Here is a 22,976-nt window from a genome sequence, read left to right on the forward strand (position 1 = left end):
ACTTGTGAAAAGCTAAAATAATAGGTTTTAAAAAAGGGCAAGTTGTAATTCTTTAAGTAGGTCTTCTTGAGACATATTGGTTGCTCCTACCCCTTTACCTTTCATATCGAGTTGGCGCAATTTTGAAACCACTTGACTACACCGTTTCATGGGAAAGTTTCTTGCCGCCGTTTGGTATTCGGAAACAAAATACGGATTTATTCTAAGGGCTGAAGCTACTGCAGATTTTGATTGATCTTTTAATCCGTGATACTGCAATAGTTGTGAGAAAAAGCTATACAGCAAAGATACGGTAACTACAAAAGGATTGTCCTTTGGGTTTTGAGAAAAATACTGAATGATTCTTGCTGCTTTAACCACATCCCGCTCGCCTATGGCTTTGCGTAGTTCAAAATTATTGAACTCTTTACTAATCCCTATATTTTCTTCTATATGGCTAGGTGTGATCTCAGTACCTTTTGGCACAATGATTTGTAGCTTTTCTAATTCTTTACTAATTCTACTGAGGTCATTTCCTAGAAACTCTACGAGCATTTGAGTGGCTTTAGGGGCGATTTGATAACTCTTACCACTTAGAATTCTTCGAATCCACTCTCCTACCTGGTTTTCATAAAGTTTTTTACTCTCAAAAATATACCCATTTTTAGCGATCGCTTTATAGGCTTTCTTGCGTTTGTCTAATTTTTTATATTTATAACAGAAAATAAGCACAGTGGAAGGCTGTGGATTCAGTGCATAAGACTCAATTTGATCAATCGTTCTAGAAAGATGTTGGGCTTCTTTGACAATGATTACCTGTCGCTCTGCCATCATAGGATAGCGTTTTGCACTTGAGGTAATAGCTTCCATGTTTACATCCTTTCCATACATTACCATTTGGTTAAACCCCTTCTCCTGTTCACTTAAAATTGACTGTTCCATGAATTCGGCTATTTTGTCGATATAGTAGGACTCCTCACCCATTAGAAAATAAATAGGTTTTATTTCCCCAGCCTTAATTTGCTTCACTATTTTGGCAACTTCATCCATTTTATTCTAAGCCTAAATTTAAATAATCCATGAATTAATCTGATATTTGCCACTATGCAGCAATTATCATTTCCAACATATGAGTTTCGATTCAAAAATAGCAAAAATAAAATCCATATTTTTGATCAGATCAGGAAAAAGTTTATCCTTCTTCAACCAGAAGAATGGGTGCGTCAGCATGTGGTTAAATACTTAATACACCAAAAGAATTATCCGATCTCTTTGATTAATGTTGAAAAGGTACTCACTGTGAATGGTTTAAAAAAACGCTACGATGTTATTGTTTATAATTCTGACGGAAGCATTGAGTTAATCGTTGAGTGTAAAGCACCCACAATTCCCATCTCCCAAGCAACCTTCGATCAAATTGCACGTTATAATAGCGCATTAAGAGGAAATTTATTAATGGTAACCAATGGTCTGCAACACTATTACTGTAAAATGGATTACGAAAAAGAAAAGTATATCTTTCTAAAGGATATCCCACCATATATGCTTTAATTTGCAGGCATGTTTAAAATATGTTGTAATTAAATGTTACCAATGGAAGTAGCAGTTGTTATTCTTAATTGGAATGGAAAGGATTTATTAGAGAAATTTTTACCCTCTGTGGTAAAACATTCCAATAAGGCCACCATATACGTGGCAGATAATGCCTCTAGTGATGAATCGGTGGAATTTTTAAAGACCCACTATCCCGAGATTACTATCATTAAAAATGCGACCAACGGAGGGTTTGCTAAAGGGTACAACGATGCTCTTGTCCATGTAAAGGAGCCTATATTTTGTCTTTTAAATTCCGATGTGGAGGTTACACCTAATTGGATCGATCCCATTGTTGAGCTTTTTGAAAAGAATCCAAACATAGCTATTGCTCAACCAAAGATTATGGATTATAAAAGTAAATCTTACTTTGAATATGCTGGTGCAGCGGGTGGATATTTAGATAGGTTGGGTTATCCCTTTTGTAGAGGTCGGGTATTTCAAACCCTAGAAGAAGATAAAGGGCAGTACAATGATAATAGCGAAATATTCTGGGCAACAGGGGCATGTATGTTCTTGCGAAACGACGTTTTTCACAGCCTAGGAGGTTTTGACGAAGACTACTTCGCTCACCAAGAAGAAATCGATTTGTGTTGGAGGGCCCATAATCATGGGTTTAAAGTGTATTATACGGCAGAATCACATGTGTTCCATGTGGGCGGTGCAACGCTGGCTAATATGAATCCGAAAAAGACATTTTTAAACTTTAGAAACTCCCTCTATTCTATTACCAAAAACCTACCCAAACGCAAAGTATTGCCTATAATTATTGCACGATTATTTTTAGATGGAATCGCTGGAATACGCTTTCTTTTTCAATTTAAATTCTTACATTTATGGGCAATAATAAAGGCGCACTTTAGTTATTACTATAATTTTAATAAAACATTCAAAAAGAGAGGTTTTATTGAAAAAGATATAAAGTATTATGAAGGCAATTCTATTGTTTTAGGTTATTTTGTCAAGGGAAAACGACATTTCAGTCAATACGCAAGAAAACATTCCGCATAAAAGCGGTGTTATTACTGATTTAAGAGAAAATTAACTAAAAACGAAGAACAAACATGCGCTTTTTATCTATTTTTGTGTAAAATTGTTAAAACGTTAATTAAGTAAAATCATAATCATGAAACAAATTTTATTATTTGGGGCAGCCGCTGCAATTTTTCTTTCTTCCTGTGTGTCTTCTAAGAAGTACGCGGAATTACAAACGAAGCAGAAGCAAACCGAAGACCTATTAAACTCTGCAACTGTAAAGCTTAATACATGTTTGGAAGAGAAAGATAGTTACAAATCTCAGTTGGATGTTCTTAGAAGAAACAACCAAGATTTAATAAACAATATGGGTAACCTTACTACACTAACAGCTAAAGGTGCCGATAACTTAGAAAAATCATTAGAAAGCCTAAGAGAGAAAGACTTAACAATTCGCAAATTACAGGATGCTGTAACTCGTAGAGATTCTGTTAACCTTGCTCTAGTACAAAGCTTGAAAGGAGTTTTGGGTAACCTTGATGATGAGGATATCAACATTAGCGTTGAAAAAGGAGTGGTTTACGTAAACATCTCTGACAAATTGTTATTCTCTAGTGGTAGTACTACGGTATCTGCAAGAGCAAAAGAAGTGTTAGGTAAAGTTGCAACTGTTGTGAAAAATAAACCTGACTTTGAATTTATGGTTGAAGGTCACACTGATACTGTGCCAATTCATACAGCTAGAATGAGTGATAACTGGGACTTGAGTGTTCTAAGAGCAACTTCAGTTGTTAGAATTCTTCAAAATGATTTCGGAGTATCTCCTTCTAGAATGACTGCTGCGGGTAGAAGTCAATATATCCCAGTTGCTTCTAATGATACTAAAGATGGAAGAGCTAAAAACAGAAGAACAAGAATCGTTATTCTTCCTAAATTGGATCAGTTCTACAGTATGATCGAAGAAGGAATGAAAGATCCTGAAATTAACTAATTGGGTTTTATCACCTTAAATTAGAGTAATATATATTTAATATGGTTGTCTATTTTATTAGACAACCATATTTTTTTTACTCACTATCCAAGGCATACATAATTCCTTTTGATCGGAATGTCATTGTAACAGAACCTTAATAAGGTCAGTTTCTTCACTTCCTCTTGGGAGAAGCCTGTAAAATTTTCATTGTTTTTTAAGAGTAAGCGGATAAGTCCAAAAGAAGGTTAGATCCTTTGGAAATGGACTAAAGCGCGAACTTCTTTTCTGCCACAATTAGTTTATAAAAATATTTGCTAGAAATAAATCATTTTAAGGAAGTAAAAAAAAACCTCTAAAGATTTCTCCCCAGAGGTTTAAAAAAAATATGATACGTATTACTTTCTTAAGCTTTAAATAAAGGTCTGTGCGCCATAAGTTCATGAACCTCTTCCTTGATTGCCTCTAGGACAGCTTCATCCGATCTATTAGACAATACATGGTCAATTAATTCAACGATGATCACCACTTCTTCTTCATTAAGCCCACGAGTAGTTACTGCAGAAACTCCAATTCGAATACCACTAGTCACAAATGGACTCTTATCATCAAAAGGAACCATGTTCTTATTCACGGTAATATTTGCCTTCCCTAATGCTTCTTCTGCATCTTTCCCAGAAATATCTTTATTTCTTAGATCTATCAACATCATATGATTGTCAGTGCCGTCAGAGATAATGTTATACCCTTTTTCTACGAAAGCTTTAGCCATTGCTGCAGCATTCTTTTTCACTCGAACAATATAATGTAGGAAATCCTCCGAAAGTGCCTCGCCAAAAGCAATAGCTTTGGCTGCTATAATATGCTCTAATGGACCACCTTGATTGCCTGGAAAAACTGCGCTATCCAATAAAGATGACATCATTCGTAGATTTCCATTTTTAAGTTTAATACCAAATGGGTTTTCGAAATCTTTACCCATTAATATCAAACCACCTCTTGGCCCTCTTAGAGTTTTATGTGTAGTTGTGGTTACGATATGACAATGAGGAATCGGATCGCTCAACACACCTTTTGCGATCAATCCTGCAGGATGAGAAATGTCGGCAAATAAAATAGCCCCTACTTGGTCTGCAATTTCTCTGAATTTTTTAAAATCAATATCTCTAGAATATGCAGAAGCACCAGCGATAATTAATTTTGGTTGCTCTTTTTTGGCCACCTCTAATATATGGTCGTAATTCAATCGGCCTGTCTCCTTCTCTACTCCATAAAATACAGGATTATATAATTTACCGGAGAAGTTTACTGTTGAACCATGCGTAAGGTGTCCACCGTGGGAGAGGTCAAACCCTAAAATTTTGTCACCTGGCTTTAAGCAAGCAGCGAACACAGCAGTGTTAGCCTGGGAACCACTATGTGGTTGTACATTGGCATAGGTAGCTCCGAATAATTCTTTAGCTCTATCAATGGCAATACTCTCTACAACATCAACTACTTCACAACCTCCGTAGTATCGTTTTCCAGGATAGCCTTCGGCATACTTGTTTGTCAGTACTGATCCTGCTGCTTCCATGACTTGTTCACTAACAAAGTTTTCGGATGCAATAAGTTCTATCCCCTCCAATTGGCGCTGCTTTTCAGCTTCAATAAGTTCAAAAATTTGATCGTCTCTTTTCATTTTGAGTTGTTATCGTTAAAGAAAGTTCAAAAATATAAAATACATTCGGTAAATTAATATAAATTAATACCTTTAAATCCTAATTAACAACTCATATCTAATAATTTTGTTATGTCTCAAACAGCTAACGATCCTAATAGAAAGTCCTGGATAACTGTTCCAGCAGATTCTGATTTCCCAATTCAGAACATTCCCTTTGGTGTTTTCTTAACCAGAGATGATGTAATTACCATTGGTACACGGATTGGGAACACTGCTATTGATCTAGGGGCACTTCATCAATTAGGATATTTCAGAGACATTCCTCTAACAGATGATATATTTTTGCAGGATACTCTGAATGATTTTATTTCCGACGGAAAAAAAACATGGAGACTGGTTCGCAATTGTATTGCCAGCCTCTTTGATAAAAATAACCAAGAGTTGCAAAACAACGCTGAGCACAGAAAGATTGTTTTGTTTGATCTTGATGAAATAGAAATGCAACTCCCAGTTCAAATTGGAGATTACACTGATTTTTATAGTAGTAAAGAGCACGCGACAAATGTCGGGAGTATGTTTAGAGATCCTAATAATGCGCTACTTCCGAATTGGTTACATGTTCCAGTTGGATATCACGGTAGAAGCTCAACGATTGTTCCAAGTGGAATTCCGATTCATCGACCGATGGGTCAAACCTTACCTCAAGACTCAGAAACACCAGTATTTGGTCCTTCAAAATTGGTTGATTTTGAACTGGAGATGGCGTTTATCACCACCGATGCCAATCAGTTAGGTGAGCCTATTCCAGTGGATGAGGCGGAAGATTATATTTTCGGAATGGTATTGTTTAATGATTGGAGCGCAAGGGATATTCAAAAATGGGAATACGTCCCTTTAGGCCCGTTTTTAGCCAAAAACTTTGCATCTTCTATTTCTCCATGGATTGTTACTTTGGATGCTTTAGAGCCCTTTAGAGTAGAGAGTCCAAAACAAGAACCTACGCCACTTGAATATTTGCAATATAGTGGCAAGAAAAGTTTTGATATTCATTTAGAGGTAGATCTCACTTCTGAAAACAATCCACCACAAACAATATCCAAAAGCAACTTTAAGTACCTCTATTGGAATATGTCTCAACAATTAGCCCACCATACCGTTAATGGATGTAAGGTCAATAGCGGAGATATGATGGGAAGTGGTACCATATCAGGAACCACTAAGGATTCTTATGGTTCTATGCTTGAACTGACTTGGAAAGGAGAAAACCCAATAGAATTAAGCGATGGATCTAAGCGAAAATTTATAGAAGATGGCGATACTATAACTCTAAGAGGCTATTGTAAGAATAAAGACGTTCGAATTGGCTTTGGAGAGGTTTCCAATAAGTTACTCCCCACTTTTAACTCTAAAAAAAGAAAGTAATACATATTAAGATCTAATTCAGGTATTTAATGTTCCTGAATTAGATTTTGTATTTCTTGAGTGCTAATGTGCCCATGAGATTCCGTGTATATGACATTAGAATCTTTAATCAACAATACTTGTGGGCTCTGATGAACGACATCAAAGCGCGAAGCGATCTCATTTGAGATTGCTCTATGATTTAGGATATCCAAAAAGTACAAGGATACTTTTGATGGATCTGGCGTGAAGTCAGATTCGAAATTCTGTAGACTAAACCGACTGATTCCACATCGTGTACTGTGCTTAAATATAAGAACATAGCGCGTTTTTGATTCCTGTGTGAGTTGATTTACTTGTTCAGTCTGATTCAAAGATACCCATGGGAAATTTTCTTTTGGAATTGAATCCTTGGAACCAAAGATAGAATTAAAAAAAGCCATAACTTTAAAAGTATTTAATTAGGACACTACAATTTAGTGACGCTATGTCATTAATTTAAAAGCAAAAACAAGACAATGTGTCATGTATTTGCTTCGGTACATGTTTTGCTTTACTCTGTTTGAAAACAAATTATACAAAAAAATGAACTTAAACAACTTTACGATAAAATCTCAAGAAACCATACAGCAATCGCAACAAATTGCACAAAGTTATGGCCACCAGATTATAGAAAATGAGCATATTTTTAAAGCACTATTTGATGTGGATGAAAATGTACTTCCGTTTCTGCTTAAAAAGCTAGATGTCAATGTGAGTTTGTTGAAACAAATTCTCGAGAGTACACTTCAAAGTTATCCCAAGGTTGAGGGGGGTGATCTTCAACTATCAAGGGATGCAGCCACTACCCTAACTCAAGCGGGTAATATTGCTAAAAAGATGCAGGATGAATTTGTTTCAGTGGAACACTTGATTCTCGCTATTTTTAAATCTAAAAGTAAAATTGCGCAAATCTTAAAGGATCAAGGTGTTACTGAAAAAGATTTACAAGCTAGTATAAACGAACTCCGAAAAGGAGAACGTGTCACATCTGCAAGTGCTGAAGAAACCTACAATGCTTTAAATAAATACGCTAACAACCTAAATCAATTAGCAAATGATGGAAAATTAGATCCTGTCATTGGTCGTGATGAGGAAATTAGACGTGTATTGCAAATACTATCGCGTAGAACAAAAAACAACCCGATGCTCGTTGGTGAACCTGGGGTAGGTAAGACAGCAATAGCAGAAGGACTAGCGCATCGAATAATCCAAGGTGATGTTCCTGAAAACCTGCAGGATAAGCAAATATTCTCTCTTGATATGGGTGCTTTGATTGCTGGAGCAAAATATAAAGGAGAATTTGAGGAGCGTCTAAAGTCAGTTATTAAAGAAGTTACCACTTCAGATGGTGATATTGTACTGTTTATTGATGAAATCCACACACTTGTTGGCGCAGGTGGTGGTCAGGGCGCTATGGACGCGGCTAATATTTTAAAGCCAGCACTTGCTCGTGGAGAGCTAAGAGCCATAGGAGCTACTACCTTGGACGAGTACCAAAAGTATTTCGAACAAGACAAGGCACTTGAGCGTCGATTCCAAAAGGTTATTGTAGATGAACCAGATACAGAAAGTGCTATTTCCATTTTAAGAGGGATTAAAGAGAAGTATGAAACACATCATAAGGTTCGTATCAAGGACGAAGCAATTATTGCAGCTGTCGAGCTGTCTGAGCGTTATATAACCAATAGGTTTTTACCAGATAAGGCTATTGACCTAATGGATGAGGCGGCCTCAAAGCTTAGAATGGAAATCAATTCTAAACCTGAAGAGTTAGATGTCTTAGATCGGAAAATCATGCAATTAGAAATTGAAATTGAGGCCATAAAAAGGGAGGATGATGAGCAAAAACTTAAATCCCTTAATTCAGAGCTCGCGAATTTAAAGGATGACCGAAAAGAAGTGTACGCGAAATGGAGAAGTGAAAAGGATGTTGTTGATGCTATTCAAACAACTAAGGAGGAGTTAGAAAACCTAAAATTAGAGGCTGAGAGAGCAGAAAGAGATGGTGATTACGGTAAGGTTGCTGAAATCCGTTATGGTAAAACCCAACAGGCCCAGGAACGATTAGATAAGCTCCAGGATCAACTAGCTCAAGAGCAATCTTCAGGAACAAACCTTATTAAGGAAGAGGTTACTAATGAAGATATCGCTGAAGTTGTTGCGAAATGGACTGGAATTCCGGTGACAAAAATGCTTCAAAGCGAACGTGAAAAGCTATTGAATCTAGAGGAACAATTACACAGAAGGGTGGTTGGACAACATGAGGCCATAGAATCAGTATCTGATGCCATTAGAAGAAGTCGCTCAGGGTTACAGGATGCGAATCGGCCTATTGGATCCTTCCTATTTTTAGGAACCACAGGAGTGGGGAAAACTGAGTTGGCTAAAGCGCTGGCAGAATACCTTTTTGACGATGAATCAGCACTTACACGCATTGACATGAGTGAATACCAAGAGCGTCATGCAGTAAGTCGATTAATCGGGGCGCCTCCAGGGTATGTCGGTTATGATGAAGGAGGTCAGCTCACTGAGGCAGTTCGAAGAAAACCATACTCAGTGGTGCTTTTAGATGAAATTGAGAAGGCACACCCTGATACTTTTAATATTCTATTACAGGTGCTTGATGAAGGAAGGCTCACCGACTCAAAAGGACGTTTGGCCGACTTTAAAAACACTATTATCATCATGACAAGTAATATAGGGAGTCAAATTATACAAGAAAAATTTGAAAACTCAAATGATATTGCTAGTGCAACAGAATCAGCAAGAGTAGAAGTTCTTGGAATACTCAAACAAAGTGTAAGGCCAGAATTTATAAATCGTATTGATGATATTGTAATGTTTACACCGCTAAGTAAGGTAGATATCAAAGAAATTGTAGAATTACAATTTAAAGGAGTTGCCAGGATGGTTGCCAAACAAAATATAACTTTAGATGCAACCCAAGAGGCTATAGAGCATCTATCAAGAGTAGGATTTGATCCGCAATACGGTGCTAGGCCTGTAAAACGGGTAATACAGAAGGAAGTACTCAATAAGCTTTCTAAGGAAATCCTAAGTGGAAAGGTCAACGCAGAAAGCATTATTTTGCTTGATGAATTTGATGGCGAACTTGTTTTTAGGAACCAGACAGATTTAATAGAAAATTAACACAACACTAGTGTAAGTAACTTTAAATTTGTCGACTTATTAAACAGTTGATAGTTAAGGACATAATACAAGAAATATAAAGATAAAGTTAGGTAGTTCGTAAGGATTATTTAGTTTTAAGTTGGTTGGTTAGTTAAGGCACCCGTAACAGTACGTTACGGGTGTTCTTATATTAAGGCATTTTTTCTTATTAGATACAAATCATACCTTACAGTATTTTATTTATATTTGGACTCAACATTTCTAAAATGATAACCAAAGCGGAGAAAACCACACAGTATATTATTCGAACCGTAGCCCCTATCTTTAATAAAAAAGGTTATGCTGCCACTAGTCTCAATGATATCACAAAGGCTGCTGGCTTAACCAAAGGAGCCATTTATGGTAATTTTAAAAGTAAAGATGAGATTGCGATAAAAGCCTTTAAGCACAATACCACGATGGTATTAAGTCGTATCAGGCAGTACATGGATAAAGGCAATACACCTTTGGAGCGACTGCTAAATCTAGTGGAATTTTATAAAAATTATTACGAGTTTACCAATGATTTTGGAGGATGTCCTATAATCAATACAGCTGTGGATGCAAAAAATACCCATCCTGCCCTACTTCATCATGCTCAAGAAACCATCGCTACAATTGAAGGACTTATCGCCGAGCAAATAGAATACGGAAAACAAATTGGTGAAATTCGAAAAACGATACCAGGCCCTGTATATGGAAAACGATTCTTTAGTTTAATTCAAGGGGCTATTTTCATGAGTCAGACCACTGGAAAGAAAGAGTATACTACTGATTGTCTCAATGTTATCATAGACACCATTAATCAAAGGTTTAAATAGGCTCTATATCCTTTTTCTTGGTACTCTTAGTAGTAAAAACATACCCAAGAAAAAGATCAAAGCAATTAAAACAATAGAGGTACGCATACTTCCTGTTAGTTGAGCAATAAAGGCATAAAGGAACATCCCAATGACAATTCCTATTTTTTCAGCGACATCGTAAAAACTAAAATATGAAGCCGTATCCTTTGTTGGAGGTAAAAATTTAGAATATGTAGACCTGGATAGTGCTTGTATGCCTCCCATTACAAGACCAACAACTGAGGCGGTGATGTAAAATTGATTAGGGGTGACCACAAAATACGCCACCATACAAACCATTACCCAGATAAGGTTAATACCAATTAATGTTTTAATATTTCCAAACTTAGCTGAGGCCCTAGAGGTGAGTATTGCTCCAAGGACTGCTAAAAGTTGAATAAGTAAGATGCTTATAATTAGGCCTGTTGTACGTTGACTATCACTCTCCCATGCCAATTCTTCTTCTGCAAAATAGGAAGCCACTAACATCACCGTTTGTACTCCCATACTATAAACGAAGAAGGCTGCTAAATAACGTTTTAAAGTTTTATTTGTACCTAGTGCACCCCATACCTTTTTAAGTTCCTTAAAACCGCTCAAAAGTATGCTTCTTGTAACCTTTCCTTGATTTCCATTACCCTTGGGAAGATAATAAAAGGAATACTGACTAAATCCCGCCCACCATAAACCTACAAGTACAAAGGAGAATTTTGTCGGAGCGGTGGCGCTTTCAAATCCGAACCATTCGAACTTCATTATCATTATAAGATTAAGAACCAAAAGAATCACACTGCCTATATACCCTAATGAATACCCTTTGGCACTAATACGGTCTTGTTGCTCAACAAAAGCTACATCTGGCAGATAGGAATTATAAAAAACCAAACTGCCCCAAAACCCGATAAGACCTAAGAGATAAATCCCAAGACTTACATAAATTGCATCTAAACTGAACCAATACAAACCTATACTTGCTGCTGATCCTAAATAGCAGAAGAATTTCAAAAAACCCTTCTTATTACCGACATAATCAGCAACTCCAGAGAGTAAAGGTGTTAAAAATGAAACGATTAAAAAAGCAAAGGATGTTACATAGGTAATTAGGGGTCCTCTAGCAATTTCTCCTCCAAAGATCTGTATTTTTTCGATGCCTTCGGCCCTAAATAGCGCACCGTAAAACAATGGAAATATGGCAGAGGCGATCGTTAGGCTATAAACAGAATTTGCCCAATCGTAAAAAGCCCATGCATTGAGTAGTTTTTTACTTCCTTTTTCTAATGGTTTCATAGAGTTTTAAAATAACAAAGCAAGAGGCGCGGATTCACCTCCTGCTTGCTTGATTGGAAAAAGTATCATTAAATTAAAATATTATTCAAATGAAGTAACCCCATATTTAGCTGCTTCACTTTTAGCTGCTGGGGCTAAAGCTCTTAAGTTTGCAATTCTACTCTCATTAGAAGGGTGAGTACTCAATATTTCAGAAGGTTGAGATCCTCCTGAATTAGCACTCATACGTTCCCATAATCTAGCCGCTTCTGTTGGATCGTAACCGGCAATGGCCATAAGTCGTAAGCCAATTGCATCAGCCTCCGTTTCATGGCTTCTACTAAAGGGAAGCATCACTCCTACTTGTGATCCAATACCATAAGCCTGGTTAAATATATTAATGGTTTGTGCACTACTTCCACCAACACCTAAAGCAACATTTCCAGCTAAGCCAATATACTGCTGTAAAGCACTAGCACTCATCCGTTGGGCCCCGTGATTAACTAAAGCATGTGCAATTTCATGTCCCATCACAACGGCGATACCTGCCTCATTCTGGCAGATGGGTAAAATTCCTGTATAAAAGACAATTTTACCTCCAGGCATACACCAAGCATTGACAGCTTCATCAGCGACAAGATTATACTCCCACTGATAATCATCCAAATATCCTTGATAACCATTGGCGTTAAACCAAATTTCAGCAGCTCTTGTGAGTCGCTTACCGACCTCTTGAATGGTTTTCGCCTCCTTAGTTCCTTTGATAACCTGGTGAGAATTTAAGAATTTGTCATACTCTGCGAATGCTGTTGGGAATATTTCCGCATTGGAATGGAAATTTATCGTTTTTTTACCGGTAAATGGATTGGTCGAACACGACAAAACCAAGACCATAAAAATTGCTAAGGATAGATACTTTTTCATGATTGCTTTATTTAAAAAGGATAAGTTTATATTATAATTTATAGAACTAATTTAAGGAAAAAATTACAATCTCTTTAGCAGAAGATTGCGATTGCTTCTTTTACAGATACGGTTAAATCAACCATCTTAGACGCATCACGGATACTGTAACAAAACTTGATTTGATCAAATTATTGGATTTGTTGTTCTTTTTGAGTCACTTAACCACCCTTAAAAAGTTAGAGCGAATAATAGTGTGAATTTTTAAAACATTAAATATGGACTTTGGAAAAATTATGCGTTACTTTGACAAAGCTGTTGGATTTATATGGAATATAGCTAAACTCTCCTCTATTAACCTCCCTTTACAAGTAAAAAATAAAAAGATGCCAAAGAATACTAACGAAAATTACCGTCAGAATCTTAAAATACCAAAATCCATTCTTTTTACTGCTAAAGTAATACAGTACTTATCGCCTAAACAAGCAGAAAAATTTGCTGCTAAATTGTTTCAGACACCTATTAAATACGCAACACCAAAGCGGGAAGAACATATGGAATTAAAGGCGACAAAGGAATTATTGGAAGTCCCTGGAATCCATAAATCAATACAAACTTTTCGTTATGGGAATGGACAGAGGAAAGCATTGTTAGTTCACGGTTGGAGCGGAAGAGGGACACAACTTGTTAAAATCGCGGATGCATTGTTGGAGCAAGGTTATACCACCTATAGTTTCGACGGACCAGCTCATGGTAAGTCAAGTGGTAAAACTACCAATATGGTTGAATTTGTAAAATGTATCCTTGAAATGGAATCGAAGTACGGACCATTTGAGGTAGCTGTTGGACATTCTTTAGGTAGTATGGCGCTACTGAGTAGTGTCAAAGAAGGTCTCGATGTTAAAAAGATGACACTCATTGGTTCTGGAGATAGAATTGAAGATATCATTTATGACTTTACCGATAAGTTAGGGCTCAATCGATCCATTGGTCATAACCTCAAAAAATCCTTTGATAAAAAATTTCAAACAGACATCAATTCCTATTCAGCTAGCATTAGTGCAGAGAGCGTGCATATACCAGTGCTTTTAATTCATGATAAGAAGGATTTTGATTCTCCAATGCAGGCTTCCCAAAAACTCAATGGTATTTTGAAGGAATCTAAACTTATTTTAACCCAAGGACTAGGACATAGAAAAATTTTAGGAGACGCTGATGTAATTAAACAAATACTTCAATTTTTCAAGACTAATTCGAATTAAAACGTAACTTTAATCTGCATAGCCAATACTATTTTGGCATAACATTTGTTTTATAACTATAAAAACTCAACAATCATGAAAAAAATAATCACTTTAGTAATCGCTAGTATTTTTATATTTACTGCTTGTGAAGGTCCCGAAGGGCCTATGGGCCCTCCAGGGGAAGAAATCGTTGGTGAAACATTCGAGTATACAAACGTTAATTTTACTGCAGGAAACAACTATACATTTATAGCAACTTTTGATCCACCGTTAATAGAGGGTGATGCCATGATTGTCTACAGGCTTGAGGCCGTTGATGACGGAGTAGATGTTTGGGAGCCACTTCCTACGGCATTTTTCTACAATGAAGACACAGGTGACCAAATGCAGTACCGATTCAATTATACGCGTGGTGATGTACATATAATAGTTGAGGGCTCTGATCTTACAGCCTTTGGTGCTAATTTGCTAAGCAATCAAGTATTTAGAGCAGTTATTGTTCCTGCAGACCTAATGAACTCTGTAGATACAGATAACATTGACGCCGTTATGAAAGCTGCAAATATAAAAACAATACAAAAACTTCAATAAAGGATTTAAAACTTTATAATTCAAAAAATCCCTAGTATATATACTAGGGATTTTTTGCATCTTCACCTGAGTGTAATCCTATTCTAAGCTTTTAAATTCTGTGATGGCCTCATTAGGAGTTAGGATGTTATATCCTTTCCAAAACATGGGATCGTATTGAGGTAGGTATACAGGCTCAATATCACCTTGGCCATCGATTTCAGCAAAGGACTCAAAGGTAAGCGGCACGTCATCAAATACCAAAAGCGTTTTCTTTTGACTGTTCCGTATTTTAAAATCTACCCCTAGCCGAACTTGGTTTTGCTTTCTTCTTCCCTTGACATGTTTATTTTTTTCAATAATTTTTACAGCACGGTCAATACCAAAGATTATACTGTTACTTTCTTCTTGGAACTTCAAACTATAGCCGCCATTTTGGTCTCTTGAATACATATAAGTTCCTTGTTTTAGGTCATGCCTAAAAGAAATCCCAAAAAGATTAATCTTTCTTAAAGGTTCGACATTTTGATAATCAATGCGCATAACACCAAAATCATCGGTATGTACGTATACCTTCCCACTATAATCTCCTCTTTTTGGTTCAAAAGTTATTCTGTACACTAACTCATTGTCAATATAGGTTAATCCATCTAGGTTAAACTCATACTTTCTTTGATTATGGATTACATCCAAATCGGAGTCGTCCCTAAAAAAATTATCGTTAAGAAAATTACGTATTCCGACCCGAAGTGATGAATTAAAGTGTTCTTTTGATTTCTTTTGATTTTCAACTGAATCTTTTGCTGTGATTAAGGAATCAACTTTTTGATTAAAAAAACTAGAGTCAATCTCATCCGTTTTTGTACCTATTAGTCCAGATTTTATTTTGAAATACGAATTCCTTTTAACATGTTTACGCAGAAGGTCTTGCAATTTACCTTCTAGCTTATCACTTGAGAACTCATTGTCTTTATCATATAATTCGCAAGCTTTAATGGGATTTAGTTTTAACTCCTCTACCCCATTGGCTGAACATTTTAGGTAAAGATCCGCCAGTAATTCTCTGTGATAAGGGAATTCTTTTGGGAACTCATCTATAATTTGATCAGCAAAATCTTGATTAAACTCCTCAATGGTACTCTGCTTTACATCTACATCAAATTGATTCATCTTATTGATATCAGAATCTCTATAAAATATTCGCTGGCTGGAATACCTGGGTAAATAATTTGCCTGAAGACTATCCAATACTTTCTCCATAATTTGATCAACGGTATACTCATTATACAATAAAACGACCTCGCCTAATATGATATCTTCAGGGTGAAGTTCAATGACACTATCGGTAAAATTTAATGCTTGAACAACCCTTTCTTTATAGCCTAGGGATCGAATATATATTGAATCTTGTTCAGAAATCTCACTAGGTAAATGGAAAGTAAACTCTCCATTTTCTGAGCTTATTATTCCAGATTTTTGATTAAGACTCACAGTGGCAAAAGGAATTGGGTCTTTAGTATCTTGATCAATTAGAGTGGCCTCAATAGATTGTGAAAAAACAGAAGAAGTCAACAGACAGGTCAGTAGTAAACAAAATATTGTATTAGGATTCATGAGTTATGGTTATTTAATTTGGGGTAAATTATATATTTTAGGATATATTAAAATACAGTTTGTGGAGAATTTAACACTCAAGAGGCAAATAACTAGCCACTACTTTTTGTTAATGTTTTAGATCAAGATGCGGCAAAGTCCTAAAAAAATTTACCCTTTAAAAACTTATTGCTTAACTTCGTATCCGCAAAATTTTAGCTCATTAAAAAATCATACGAAATGAATAAATATGACGTAATTGTTTTAGGAAGTGGACCTGGTGGATATGTAACTGCCATACGCGCTTCTCAACTAGGCTTTAAAACCGCAGTTGTCGAAAAAGAAAATCTTGGAGGCGTATGTTTGAATTGGGGATGTATCCCAACTAAGGCATTGTTGAAATCAGCACAAGTTTTCGAGTATCTTAAACATGCTGACGATTACGGATTTAAAGTAGATAAAGTTGAATCGGATTTTAGCGCTGTGGTAAAGCGTAGCCGAGGAGTTGCAGATGGAATGAGTAAGGGTGTTCAATTTTTAATGAAAAAAAATAAAATTGACGTTATCCAAGGGTACGGAACACTTAAGAAAGCAAAGCAGATAGAAGTTAAAGATGACCAGGATAAAGTTACTCAATATAGTGCTGATCACATTATTATTGCAACAGGTGCTCGTTCTAGAGAGCTACCTAGCCTTCCACAAGATGGTAAAAAAGTAATTGGATATCGTGAAGCTCTAACCTTAAAGGAGCAACCTAAAAAAATGGTTATTGTAGGTAGTGGGGCCATCGGAATCGAATTTGCCTACTTCTACAATTCTATGGGAACTGAAGTTACCGTTGTAGAGTACCTTCCAAACATTGTTCCAGTTGAGGATGAAGAAGTATCTAAACAATTAGAACGCAGCTTTAAAAAGATGGGAGTTAAAATCAAGACTTCCGCTGAAGTTACTAAGGTAGATACTAGTGGTAAAGGTGTTAAAGCAACTGTAAAAACAAGCAAAGGAGAAGAAGTTATAGAAGCAGACATCGTTCTTTCTGCAGTTGGAATAAAAACAAATATTGAAAACATTGGTTTAGAAGAAGTTGGTATTGCCACAGATCGTGATAAGATATTAGTTAATGATTACTACCAAACCAACATCCCAGGGTATTATGCTATTGGTGATGTAACTCCAGGGCAAGCTTTAGCACACGTAGCTTCAGCAGAAGGAATTCTTTGCGTAGAAAAAATTGCTGGTCAGAATGTAGAAGCACTCGATTACGGCAATATTCCTGGATGTACCTACTGTTCACCTGAGATTGCCTCAGTTGGTCTTACAGAAAAACAAGCCAAAGAAAAGGGATACGATATCAAAGTTGGAAAATTCCCATTCTCAGCCAGCGGAAAAGCAAAAGCCAGTGGTCATTCTGATGGATTTGTAAAAGTAATATTCGACGCCAAGTATGGAGAGTGGCTTGGTTGCCATATGATTGGGGCTGGAGTAACCGACATGATAGCAGAGGCTGTAGTTGCTAGAAAATTAGAAACAACCGCTCACGAGGTGTTAAAAGCAGTACACCCACACCCTACTATGAGTGAAGCGGTGATGGAAGCTGTTGCAGCTGCCTATGGAGAAGTGATCCATATCTAATAAAAATAAAAGCTTTAAGAAAAGTACTTAATAATTAAGCACAATGGGCGGAACCTTAGGGATTCGCCCATTGTTTTTTGGTTAACCTTGACTTTTTAAGGGTGAAGATCACAATACCAAAACTTTGAATCCCAGCCCTTCTCCCCTTTTTCTTCATGGCCTTCAAAGTTTACTAGCTTTTTTTCTCCAATTTTAAAATCGACAGGTTTATTAAAAATAGGACCATCGTAGACAAAGGTGTGAAACTCTCCGTTTTCTCCACAGGGATCAACTCCCTTAGGTAATATCTTTAAGAAGTCTTCATCAATCACTCTACCAACGGTATTATCGTCTAAAACTTTAGCATTTACAGAGACGATAATGGCTTTAAATCCTAATTCTAGAAACCTAGTCATCAGGGTAAAACTATCCATTTTCCAAAGAGGAAAAAGAGCTTTAAGACCAATAGATTCCAACTTCGTTTCTCTGTATTGCTTTAAATCTTCCAAAAAAATATCACCAAAGGCACTGTGGGTATATCCTTGAGCTTTTAGATTAATTAAGCTAGATTTAAAAATTTTACCATAATTAGTCATAGAAATATCTTTCTTTAGCTCAAGAATCGAAAGCGGGAGGCCAATGTGTCTAACCTGTTTTAAAAGTAGTTCTTTTCGAATCCCATGCATGGATACCCTGCTATCTTCTACGCTGAGAGTGGTTAGAAGTTTTTCAACGCTGTATTTAGGATCTTGCATAAGAAAGTAAAGCGCTAAAGCACTATCCTTACCGGTGCTCCAATTTAAAAAGGTTTTATGTGTCATAAAACTTAAAATCTAAATTGATAAGTCCTGCAAAAAACTTATAAGTGCTAGTTCATAACTCTGCATTCCAAATCCAAGAATAACCCCTTTGGCGCTTGCAGAAATATAGGATTGATGACGAATCTCTTCTCTTGAGAAGGTGTTGGATATATGGACTTCCACTACTGGTGTGCTTATACCTTTTACGGCATCACCAATGGCTACTGAGGTGTGTGTATAGGCACCGGCATTTAGTATAATTCCATCACCTTGAAAACCTGCCTGGTGAAGTTGGTCAACTATTTCGCCTTCGACATTAGATTGGAAATATTCAAAAGATACCGATGGGTATTTTGCTTTTAAACTTTGTAGATAATCCTCAAATGTCTCAGATCCATAGATCTCTGGTTCGCGTTTACCCAATAAATTTAAATTAGGACCGTTTATAATTGTAATTTTCAATAGCGTAAATTTAATTTGACCTTATGCTGTAAATTTAAACATTATCCAATTAAAAAAGAGGCCGAAGCCTCTTTAATTCTATAATTGTAATTTTCTTGGATCTTATGCTCTAAAAATGAAGCGCGAAACCAACATTTAGACCTAAACCACCGAAATTATCAGCATCATCATTGATGTCTATATCATATCGTACTCCTGGCTCTAAAGAAATGTTGTCTGCTACAAACCAAGCATATCCTCCTTGTAAACCAACGAATAATGGACTGAAGTTATCTCCGCTACTACCGTTTAAATCTAGTTGAACTGGGAATTGAGACTCGATATAATATTTAGCACCTGCTTTATAGGAGAAACGTCCATCGGCATTATCACTATCTCCATAGCCAAGCCCAACTTTAAGGGCAAGGTCGTCGATGATAAAGTATCCACCCTCAAAACCGATATTCCAAACAGTATTATCATCACTTGTATTTAGGCTAAAGCCCGTGTGGGATGCATGTGCTCTTCCGAAATTTGTATTAGCTTCAACCAGCCAACTTCCTTCAGATAAGGCTGGATTAGAGGTTGTTGATTGTGCATTGGATGTTAACAATGCTCCTAAGATAAAAGTTGCTGTTACTAATAGTTTTTTCATGATTGTTGAATTTTAATTGAACAATCAAATCTAAAGATTATTCTTACATGTTCCAATAAAAATTACGGAAATCCTCATCTGCCTACTCTTCTTTGTTTGAAGTGTTTAGATATTTATTCCCTTTACCATGATTCAATAACTATAAGAGATCATGGTAAAACTAAATATAATATTTAGTTTTACATATGCATTGGAAACAGATCATATCAGACTATAAATACTACCTAAGAATTGAAAGAGGCTTATCTGTAAATTCAGTTGAAAGTTATGGTCTAGATATTTGGAAATTGGTCAATTACCTCGATCAATATCAAATTAAACACACACCTAGGACAATAGATTCACAAGCCCTTCATGATTTTATTTATCTAACTACCAAAACCCTTAGCGCAAGATCCCAAGCTAGGTTGATATCTGGTTTAAAAAGCTTTTTTAGCTACTTAGTATTTGAAGATTATAGAGAAGATGACCCTACTGTTCTAATAGAAACTCCAAAGCTAGGTAGAAAACTACCTAACACACTATCATTGTATGAAATAGATTTACTTATATCAAGTATCGATTTAAGTAAATCTGAAGGTGAACGAAACCGATGTATGTTAGAAACCTTGTATAGTTGTGGGCTTAGAGCAACGGAATTGATCAGTTTAAAAATTTCCGAATTGTATTTTGAAGAAGGGTTTATCCGTGTTCAAGGAAAGGGTAATAAGCAACGTTTTGTCCCTATTGCTCCTTCTGCAATAAAGTACATAACTATCTACGTAAATGAGATTAGATCACATATTTCTATAAAAAAAGGACATGAAGATTTCTTGTTTTTAAATCGTAGAGGTTCCCAATTAACCAGAGCAATGCTGTTTACCATTATAAAAAATACCGCAAAAAAGGCTGGTATCAAAAAAAGTATTAGTCCCCACACTTTTAGACACTCCTTTGCCACTCACCTACTTCAAAACGGAGCTGACCTGCGGGCGATTCAACAAATGCTCGGACATCAAAGCATTACTACCACAGAAATTTATATGCATCTAAATCAGAAAGATTTAGCTAATGTGATTTCAAAACATCATCCAAGAAATGATTATTAAAGGCGCAGTGGATACCGAATTTGAGAAGTTCTTTACGCATTTGAAGGTGAATCCAGAAAGAAATACTTACTTTTAGCCTAGAAAGTTTTGCAGTAATATGAATATAAAACAGCGTTTGCTTAGTCTTAAAGAATCTCTCCCCGAGAATGTAAATCTAGTAGCCGTTTCAAAGACTAAAAGTAATGATGATATCCTGGAAGCATATCAAGCTGGCCAACGGGTATTTGGTGAGAATAAGGTACAGGAGATGGTGGATAAATGGGAACAATTACCAAAGGATATTCAGTGGCATATGATTGGCCACTTACAACGAAATAAGGTCAAGTATATGGCCTCTTTTGTCAGTTTAATCCACGGTGTTGATAGTCTTAAATTACTTAAAGAGATCAATAAACAAGCCTTAAAGGTTGAACGGGTTATCCCCTGCCTTTTACAAGTTCACATTGCTGATGAAGAAACTAAGTTTGGCCTGACATCTCAGGAGTTGGATGAACTTTTAAACAGTGATACCTTTAAAAAGCTTAAAGCCATTAAAGTTGTTGGTCTAATGGGCATGGCTACATTCACCCAAGATACCAAACAAATAGAACAAGAATTCAGGTATTTAAATTCTATTTTTGAATCCCTAAAAAGCACGCACCCCAAAGCTGATAACCTTGAATTAACTGTACGGTCCATGGGAATGAGCGGCGATTTTAAGATCGCTATCCAATGTGGCAGTACTATGGTGCGCATTGGTAGTCACATTTTCGGATCTAGAAATTATAATTAAAAACTAGCTTTAAAAATTTCACTTAAAACGCATGTAAAACAATGTATGCTGTACTCGATATAGAAACCACCGGAGGGAAATACAATGAAGAAGGAATTACAGAGATTGCAATTTATAGGTTTGACGGCCATAAAGTGGAGGATCAGTTCATTAGTTTAATTAATCCGGAAAAAGAAATTCAACCCTTTGTAGTTAAATTAACAGGAATCAATAACAAAATGCTTCATTCAGCGCCAAAGTTTTATGAAGTAGCTAAAAGAATTATAGAAATCACCGACAATTGTACTTTGGTGGCCCATAATGCACAGTTTGATTACAGAATTTTGCAGACCGAATTTAGAAGGCTTGGCTATGACTACCAGCGTAAATCTCTTTGTACGGTTGAGTTATCCAAGGAGTTACTACCTGAGCAACCCTCTTATAGTTTAGGTAAACTAGTACGCGCTCTAGGTATTCCAGTGAGCGACAGACACCGCGCCAATGGTGACGCCATGGCAACGGTAAAACTATTTAAACTATTATTGTCAAAGGACGTCAATAAAAAAATAGTCCAAAATAACATACGACAAGAACAAGTTGGACAACTCAATCCTAGACTTATTGAAATTGTAGGGCGCCTCCCAAGTGACACTGGAGTTTTCTATATGTACAATGCAGATGGTGAACTGATTTATCTTTCTAAAAGCAGTAATATTCGTAAAAAAGTTAATAAGATCTTTATCAATAGCGCTCCTAAAAATCGAAAGATTCAAAAGGAAGTTAAAACGGTCAGTTTTGACCTTACTGGAAATATTTTAATTGCTGAGCTCAAAGAAATTCAAGAATCGCTTCGAAACAAGCCGCGGTATAACTCAAAGAGAAAACAAAAATTCACACACGCCTTATATCTAAATCAACAAGATGATTCGCTCTTACGCCTTGTTGTAAATAAATTTGATAGCCAGAGAGAAAGGGTCATCAATTTTGTGAATTACAATCAGGCATTAAAAGTACAACAGGATATTTTGTTGGAATTCGAATTGAGCAATAATGATGCTCAACTTCGAGAAATCAATCCCCAAGCCCCACAGAATAAAGAAGAAATTAAATCATATAATAAACGAGTTCGAAGTGCTGTACATAAGTACAGCTTATCAAAGGGTAGTTTTGCGATCATTGATAAGGGAAGAACAGTAAATGAACAAAGTGTTATTCTATTTATAAAAGGCAAGCTTAAAGGTTATGGATTCTTTGAGCTTAATCATCAACTCAACAACCTAGAGATTCTACAGTCTATTATTACCCCTATGGAGGATGTCGAAGCAGCACGTTATTGCATTGAGAGATATGTGCGAAAGAAACCAAAGCTTAAAACACTTCATTTTGAAACTCAAAAGATAACCCAGTGAGTTTTTTCT

21 protein-coding genes are annotated in these 22,976 nt (G+C 36.3%); 12 read left to right on the forward strand and 9 right to left on the reverse strand.

Features of this window, described 5'->3' with window-relative positions; genetic code table 11:
* Positions 1 to 27: 27 nt before the first annotated feature.
* A complete protein-coding gene (holA, locus tag I215_RS03825) occupies positions 28 to 1,029 on the reverse strand; it encodes a DNA polymerase III subunit delta (RefSeq protein WP_008990638.1) in 1,002 nt (333 codons plus the stop codon).
* 54 nt (positions 1,030 to 1,083) lie between these two features.
* Between holA and I215_RS03830 the strand changes: the two genes are divergently transcribed.
* The 3 genes from I215_RS03830 to I215_RS03840 all read left to right on the forward strand — a co-directional run bounded on the left by I215_RS03830 (position 1,084) and on the right by I215_RS03840 (position 3,538).
* A complete protein-coding gene (locus I215_RS03830) occupies positions 1,084 to 1,530 on the forward strand; it encodes a type I restriction enzyme HsdR N-terminal domain-containing protein (protein ID WP_008990639.1) in 447 nt (148 codons plus the stop codon).
* Between the two features lie 42 nt (positions 1,531 to 1,572).
* Positions 1,573 to 2,583, forward strand: coding sequence for a glycosyltransferase family 2 protein (locus I215_RS03835; RefSeq protein WP_040459832.1), 1,011 nt, complete (start codon positions 1,573 to 1,575; stop codon positions 2,581 to 2,583).
* A 115-nt stretch (positions 2,584 to 2,698) separates the two neighbouring features.
* The gene (locus I215_RS03840; RefSeq protein WP_008990641.1) at positions 2,699 to 3,538 is read left to right on the forward strand and encodes an OmpA/MotB family protein; all 840 of its coding nucleotides are present in this window, start codon (positions 2,699 to 2,701) and stop codon (positions 3,536 to 3,538) included.
* Between the two features lie 385 nt (positions 3,539 to 3,923).
* Here the strand turns inward: I215_RS03840 and glyA are convergent, their stop codons facing one another.
* The gene (glyA, locus tag I215_RS03845; RefSeq protein WP_008990642.1) at positions 3,924 to 5,198 is read right to left on the reverse strand and encodes a serine hydroxymethyltransferase; all 1,275 of its coding nucleotides are present in this window, start codon (positions 5,196 to 5,198) and stop codon (positions 3,924 to 3,926) included.
* A gap of 111 nt (positions 5,199 to 5,309) precedes the next feature.
* Here glyA and fahA point away from each other — a divergent pair, with 111 nt between their 5' ends.
* The gene (fahA, locus tag I215_RS03850) at positions 5,310 to 6,602 is read left to right on the forward strand and encodes a fumarylacetoacetase (RefSeq protein WP_008990643.1); all 1,293 of its coding nucleotides are present in this window, start codon (positions 5,310 to 5,312) and stop codon (positions 6,600 to 6,602) included.
* A 26-nt stretch (positions 6,603 to 6,628) separates the two neighbouring features.
* Here the strand turns inward: fahA and ytxJ are convergent, their stop codons facing one another.
* Entirely contained in the window at positions 6,629 to 7,024 is a 396-nt protein-coding gene (ytxJ, locus tag I215_RS03855; RefSeq protein WP_008990644.1) for a bacillithiol system redox-active protein YtxJ, read from the reverse strand.
* 142 nt (positions 7,025 to 7,166) lie between these two features.
* Here ytxJ and clpB point away from each other — a divergent pair, with 142 nt between their 5' ends.
* A complete protein-coding gene (gene clpB, locus I215_RS03860) occupies positions 7,167 to 9,773 on the forward strand; it encodes an ATP-dependent chaperone ClpB (protein ID WP_008990645.1) in 2,607 nt (868 codons plus the stop codon).
* A 248-nt stretch (positions 9,774 to 10,021) separates the two neighbouring features.
* Positions 10,022 to 10,615 (forward strand): TetR/AcrR family transcriptional regulator, encoded by a 594-nt coding sequence (locus tag I215_RS03865; protein WP_008990646.1) that lies wholly within the window; start codon positions 10,022 to 10,024, stop codon positions 10,613 to 10,615.
* A gap of 3 nt (positions 10,616 to 10,618) precedes the next feature.
* Here the strand turns inward: I215_RS03865 and I215_RS03870 are convergent, their stop codons facing one another.
* Positions 10,619 to 11,923: an MFS transporter gene (locus tag I215_RS03870; protein WP_008990647.1), complete on the reverse strand. Its 1,305-nt coding sequence runs from the start codon at positions 11,921 to 11,923 to the stop codon at positions 10,619 to 10,621.
* A gap of 81 nt (positions 11,924 to 12,004) precedes the next feature.
* Positions 12,005 to 12,826, reverse strand: a complete 822-nt coding sequence (locus I215_RS03875; protein WP_008990648.1) for a M48 family metallopeptidase — start codon at positions 12,824 to 12,826, stop codon at positions 12,005 to 12,007.
* A 257-nt stretch (positions 12,827 to 13,083) separates the two neighbouring features.
* Between I215_RS03875 and I215_RS03880 the strand changes: the two genes are divergently transcribed.
* Together I215_RS03880 and I215_RS03885 are read left to right on the forward strand one after the other, a co-directional pair.
* Entirely contained in the window at positions 13,084 to 14,067 is a 984-nt protein-coding gene (locus I215_RS03880; RefSeq protein WP_008990649.1) for an alpha/beta hydrolase, read from the forward strand.
* 75 nt (positions 14,068 to 14,142) lie between these two features.
* Positions 14,143 to 14,640, forward strand: a complete 498-nt coding sequence (locus tag I215_RS03885; protein WP_008990650.1) for a hypothetical protein — start codon at positions 14,143 to 14,145, stop codon at positions 14,638 to 14,640.
* Between the two features lie 78 nt (positions 14,641 to 14,718).
* Here I215_RS03885 and I215_RS03890 read toward each other — a convergent pair whose 3' ends face one another.
* A complete protein-coding gene (locus tag I215_RS03890) occupies positions 14,719 to 16,233 on the reverse strand; it encodes a peptidase associated/transthyretin-like domain-containing protein (RefSeq protein ID WP_008990651.1) in 1,515 nt (504 codons plus the stop codon).
* A gap of 219 nt (positions 16,234 to 16,452) precedes the next feature.
* Here I215_RS03890 and lpdA point away from each other — a divergent pair, with 219 nt between their 5' ends.
* A complete protein-coding gene (lpdA, locus tag I215_RS03895) occupies positions 16,453 to 17,844 on the forward strand; it encodes a dihydrolipoyl dehydrogenase (protein ID WP_008990652.1) in 1,392 nt (463 codons plus the stop codon).
* Between the two features lie 95 nt (positions 17,845 to 17,939).
* Here the strand turns inward: lpdA and I215_RS03900 are convergent, their stop codons facing one another.
* The 3 genes from I215_RS03900 to I215_RS03910 all read right to left on the reverse strand — a co-directional run bounded on the left by I215_RS03900 (position 17,940) and on the right by I215_RS03910 (position 19,719).
* Positions 17,940 to 18,644: a Dph6-related ATP pyrophosphatase gene (locus tag I215_RS03900; protein WP_008990653.1), complete on the reverse strand. Its 705-nt coding sequence runs from the start codon at positions 18,642 to 18,644 to the stop codon at positions 17,940 to 17,942.
* 12 nt (positions 18,645 to 18,656) lie between these two features.
* Positions 18,657 to 19,085: a type II 3-dehydroquinate dehydratase gene (aroQ, locus tag I215_RS03905; protein WP_040459807.1), complete on the reverse strand. Its 429-nt coding sequence runs from the start codon at positions 19,083 to 19,085 to the stop codon at positions 18,657 to 18,659.
* Positions 19,086 to 19,194: 109 nt separating this feature from the next.
* Positions 19,195 to 19,719, reverse strand: a complete 525-nt coding sequence (locus I215_RS03910) for a hypothetical protein (protein ID WP_008990655.1) — start codon at positions 19,717 to 19,719, stop codon at positions 19,195 to 19,197.
* 185 nt (positions 19,720 to 19,904) lie between these two features.
* On the opposite strand from I215_RS03910, the gene xerD reads away from it, so the two are divergent.
* The 3 genes from xerD to I215_RS03925 all read left to right on the forward strand — a co-directional run bounded on the left by xerD (position 19,905) and on the right by I215_RS03925 (position 22,967).
* A complete protein-coding gene (xerD, locus tag I215_RS03915; RefSeq protein WP_008990656.1) occupies positions 19,905 to 20,807 on the forward strand; it encodes a site-specific tyrosine recombinase XerD in 903 nt (300 codons plus the stop codon).
* 97 nt (positions 20,808 to 20,904) lie between these two features.
* Positions 20,905 to 21,579: a YggS family pyridoxal phosphate-dependent enzyme gene (locus I215_RS03920; protein WP_008990657.1), complete on the forward strand. Its 675-nt coding sequence runs from the start codon at positions 20,905 to 20,907 to the stop codon at positions 21,577 to 21,579.
* Positions 21,580 to 21,620: 41 nt separating this feature from the next.
* Positions 21,621 to 22,967 carry an exonuclease domain-containing protein gene (locus I215_RS03925; protein WP_008990658.1) on the forward strand — a complete coding sequence of 449 codons (1,347 nt, stop codon included), beginning with the start codon at positions 21,621 to 21,623 and terminating at the stop codon, positions 22,965 to 22,967.
* The last annotated feature ends 9 nt before the right edge of the window (positions 22,968 to 22,976 follow it).

This window comes from Galbibacter marinus (assembly GCF_000300875.1).
GTDB classification, from domain to species: domain Bacteria; phylum Bacteroidota; class Bacteroidia; order Flavobacteriales; family Flavobacteriaceae; genus Galbibacter; species Galbibacter marinus.

What these genes read in the sequence shown, in the direction of transcription:
- holA (WP_008990638.1), bottom strand. Translation starts at nt 1,029, where the DNA reads ATGGATGAAGTTGCCAAAATAGTGAAGCAAATTAAGGCTGGGGAAATA.
- I215_RS03830 (WP_008990639.1), top strand. Translation starts at nt 1,084, where the DNA reads ATGCAGCAATTATCATTTCCAACATATGAGTTTCGATTCAAAAATAGC.
- I215_RS03835 (WP_040459832.1), top strand. Translation starts at nt 1,573, where the DNA reads ATGGAAGTAGCAGTTGTTATTCTTAATTGGAATGGAAAGGATTTATTA.
- I215_RS03840 (WP_008990641.1), top strand. Translation starts at nt 2,699, where the DNA reads ATGAAACAAATTTTATTATTTGGGGCAGCCGCTGCAATTTTTCTTTCT.
- glyA (WP_008990642.1), bottom strand. Translation starts at nt 5,198, where the DNA reads ATGAAAAGAGACGATCAAATTTTTGAACTTATTGAAGCTGAAAAGCAG.
- fahA (WP_008990643.1), top strand. Translation starts at nt 5,310, where the DNA reads ATGTCTCAAACAGCTAACGATCCTAATAGAAAGTCCTGGATAACTGTT.
- ytxJ (WP_008990644.1), bottom strand. Translation starts at nt 7,024, where the DNA reads ATGGCTTTTTTTAATTCTATCTTTGGTTCCAAGGATTCAATTCCAAAA.
- clpB (WP_008990645.1), top strand. Translation starts at nt 7,167, where the DNA reads ATGAACTTAAACAACTTTACGATAAAATCTCAAGAAACCATACAGCAA.
- I215_RS03865 (WP_008990646.1), top strand. Translation starts at nt 10,022, where the DNA reads ATGATAACCAAAGCGGAGAAAACCACACAGTATATTATTCGAACCGTA.
- I215_RS03870 (WP_008990647.1), bottom strand. Translation starts at nt 11,923, where the DNA reads ATGAAACCATTAGAAAAAGGAAGTAAAAAACTACTCAATGCATGGGCT.
- I215_RS03875 (WP_008990648.1), bottom strand. Translation starts at nt 12,826, where the DNA reads ATGAAAAAGTATCTATCCTTAGCAATTTTTATGGTCTTGGTTTTGTCG.
- I215_RS03880 (WP_008990649.1), top strand. Translation starts at nt 13,084, where the DNA reads ATGGACTTTGGAAAAATTATGCGTTACTTTGACAAAGCTGTTGGATTT.
- I215_RS03885 (WP_008990650.1), top strand. Translation starts at nt 14,143, where the DNA reads ATGAAAAAAATAATCACTTTAGTAATCGCTAGTATTTTTATATTTACT.
- I215_RS03890 (WP_008990651.1), bottom strand. Translation starts at nt 16,233, where the DNA reads ATGAATCCTAATACAATATTTTGTTTACTACTGACCTGTCTGTTGACT.
- lpdA (WP_008990652.1), top strand. Translation starts at nt 16,453, where the DNA reads ATGAATAAATATGACGTAATTGTTTTAGGAAGTGGACCTGGTGGATAT.
- I215_RS03900 (WP_008990653.1), bottom strand. Translation starts at nt 18,644, where the DNA reads ATGACACATAAAACCTTTTTAAATTGGAGCACCGGTAAGGATAGTGCT.
- I215_RS03910 (WP_008990655.1), bottom strand. Translation starts at nt 19,719, where the DNA reads ATGAAAAAACTATTAGTAACAGCAACTTTTATCTTAGGAGCATTGTTA.
- xerD (WP_008990656.1), top strand. Translation starts at nt 19,905, where the DNA reads ATGCATTGGAAACAGATCATATCAGACTATAAATACTACCTAAGAATT.
- I215_RS03920 (WP_008990657.1), top strand. Translation starts at nt 20,905, where the DNA reads ATGAATATAAAACAGCGTTTGCTTAGTCTTAAAGAATCTCTCCCCGAG.
- I215_RS03925 (WP_008990658.1), top strand. Translation starts at nt 21,621, where the DNA reads ATGTATGCTGTACTCGATATAGAAACCACCGGAGGGAAATACAATGAA.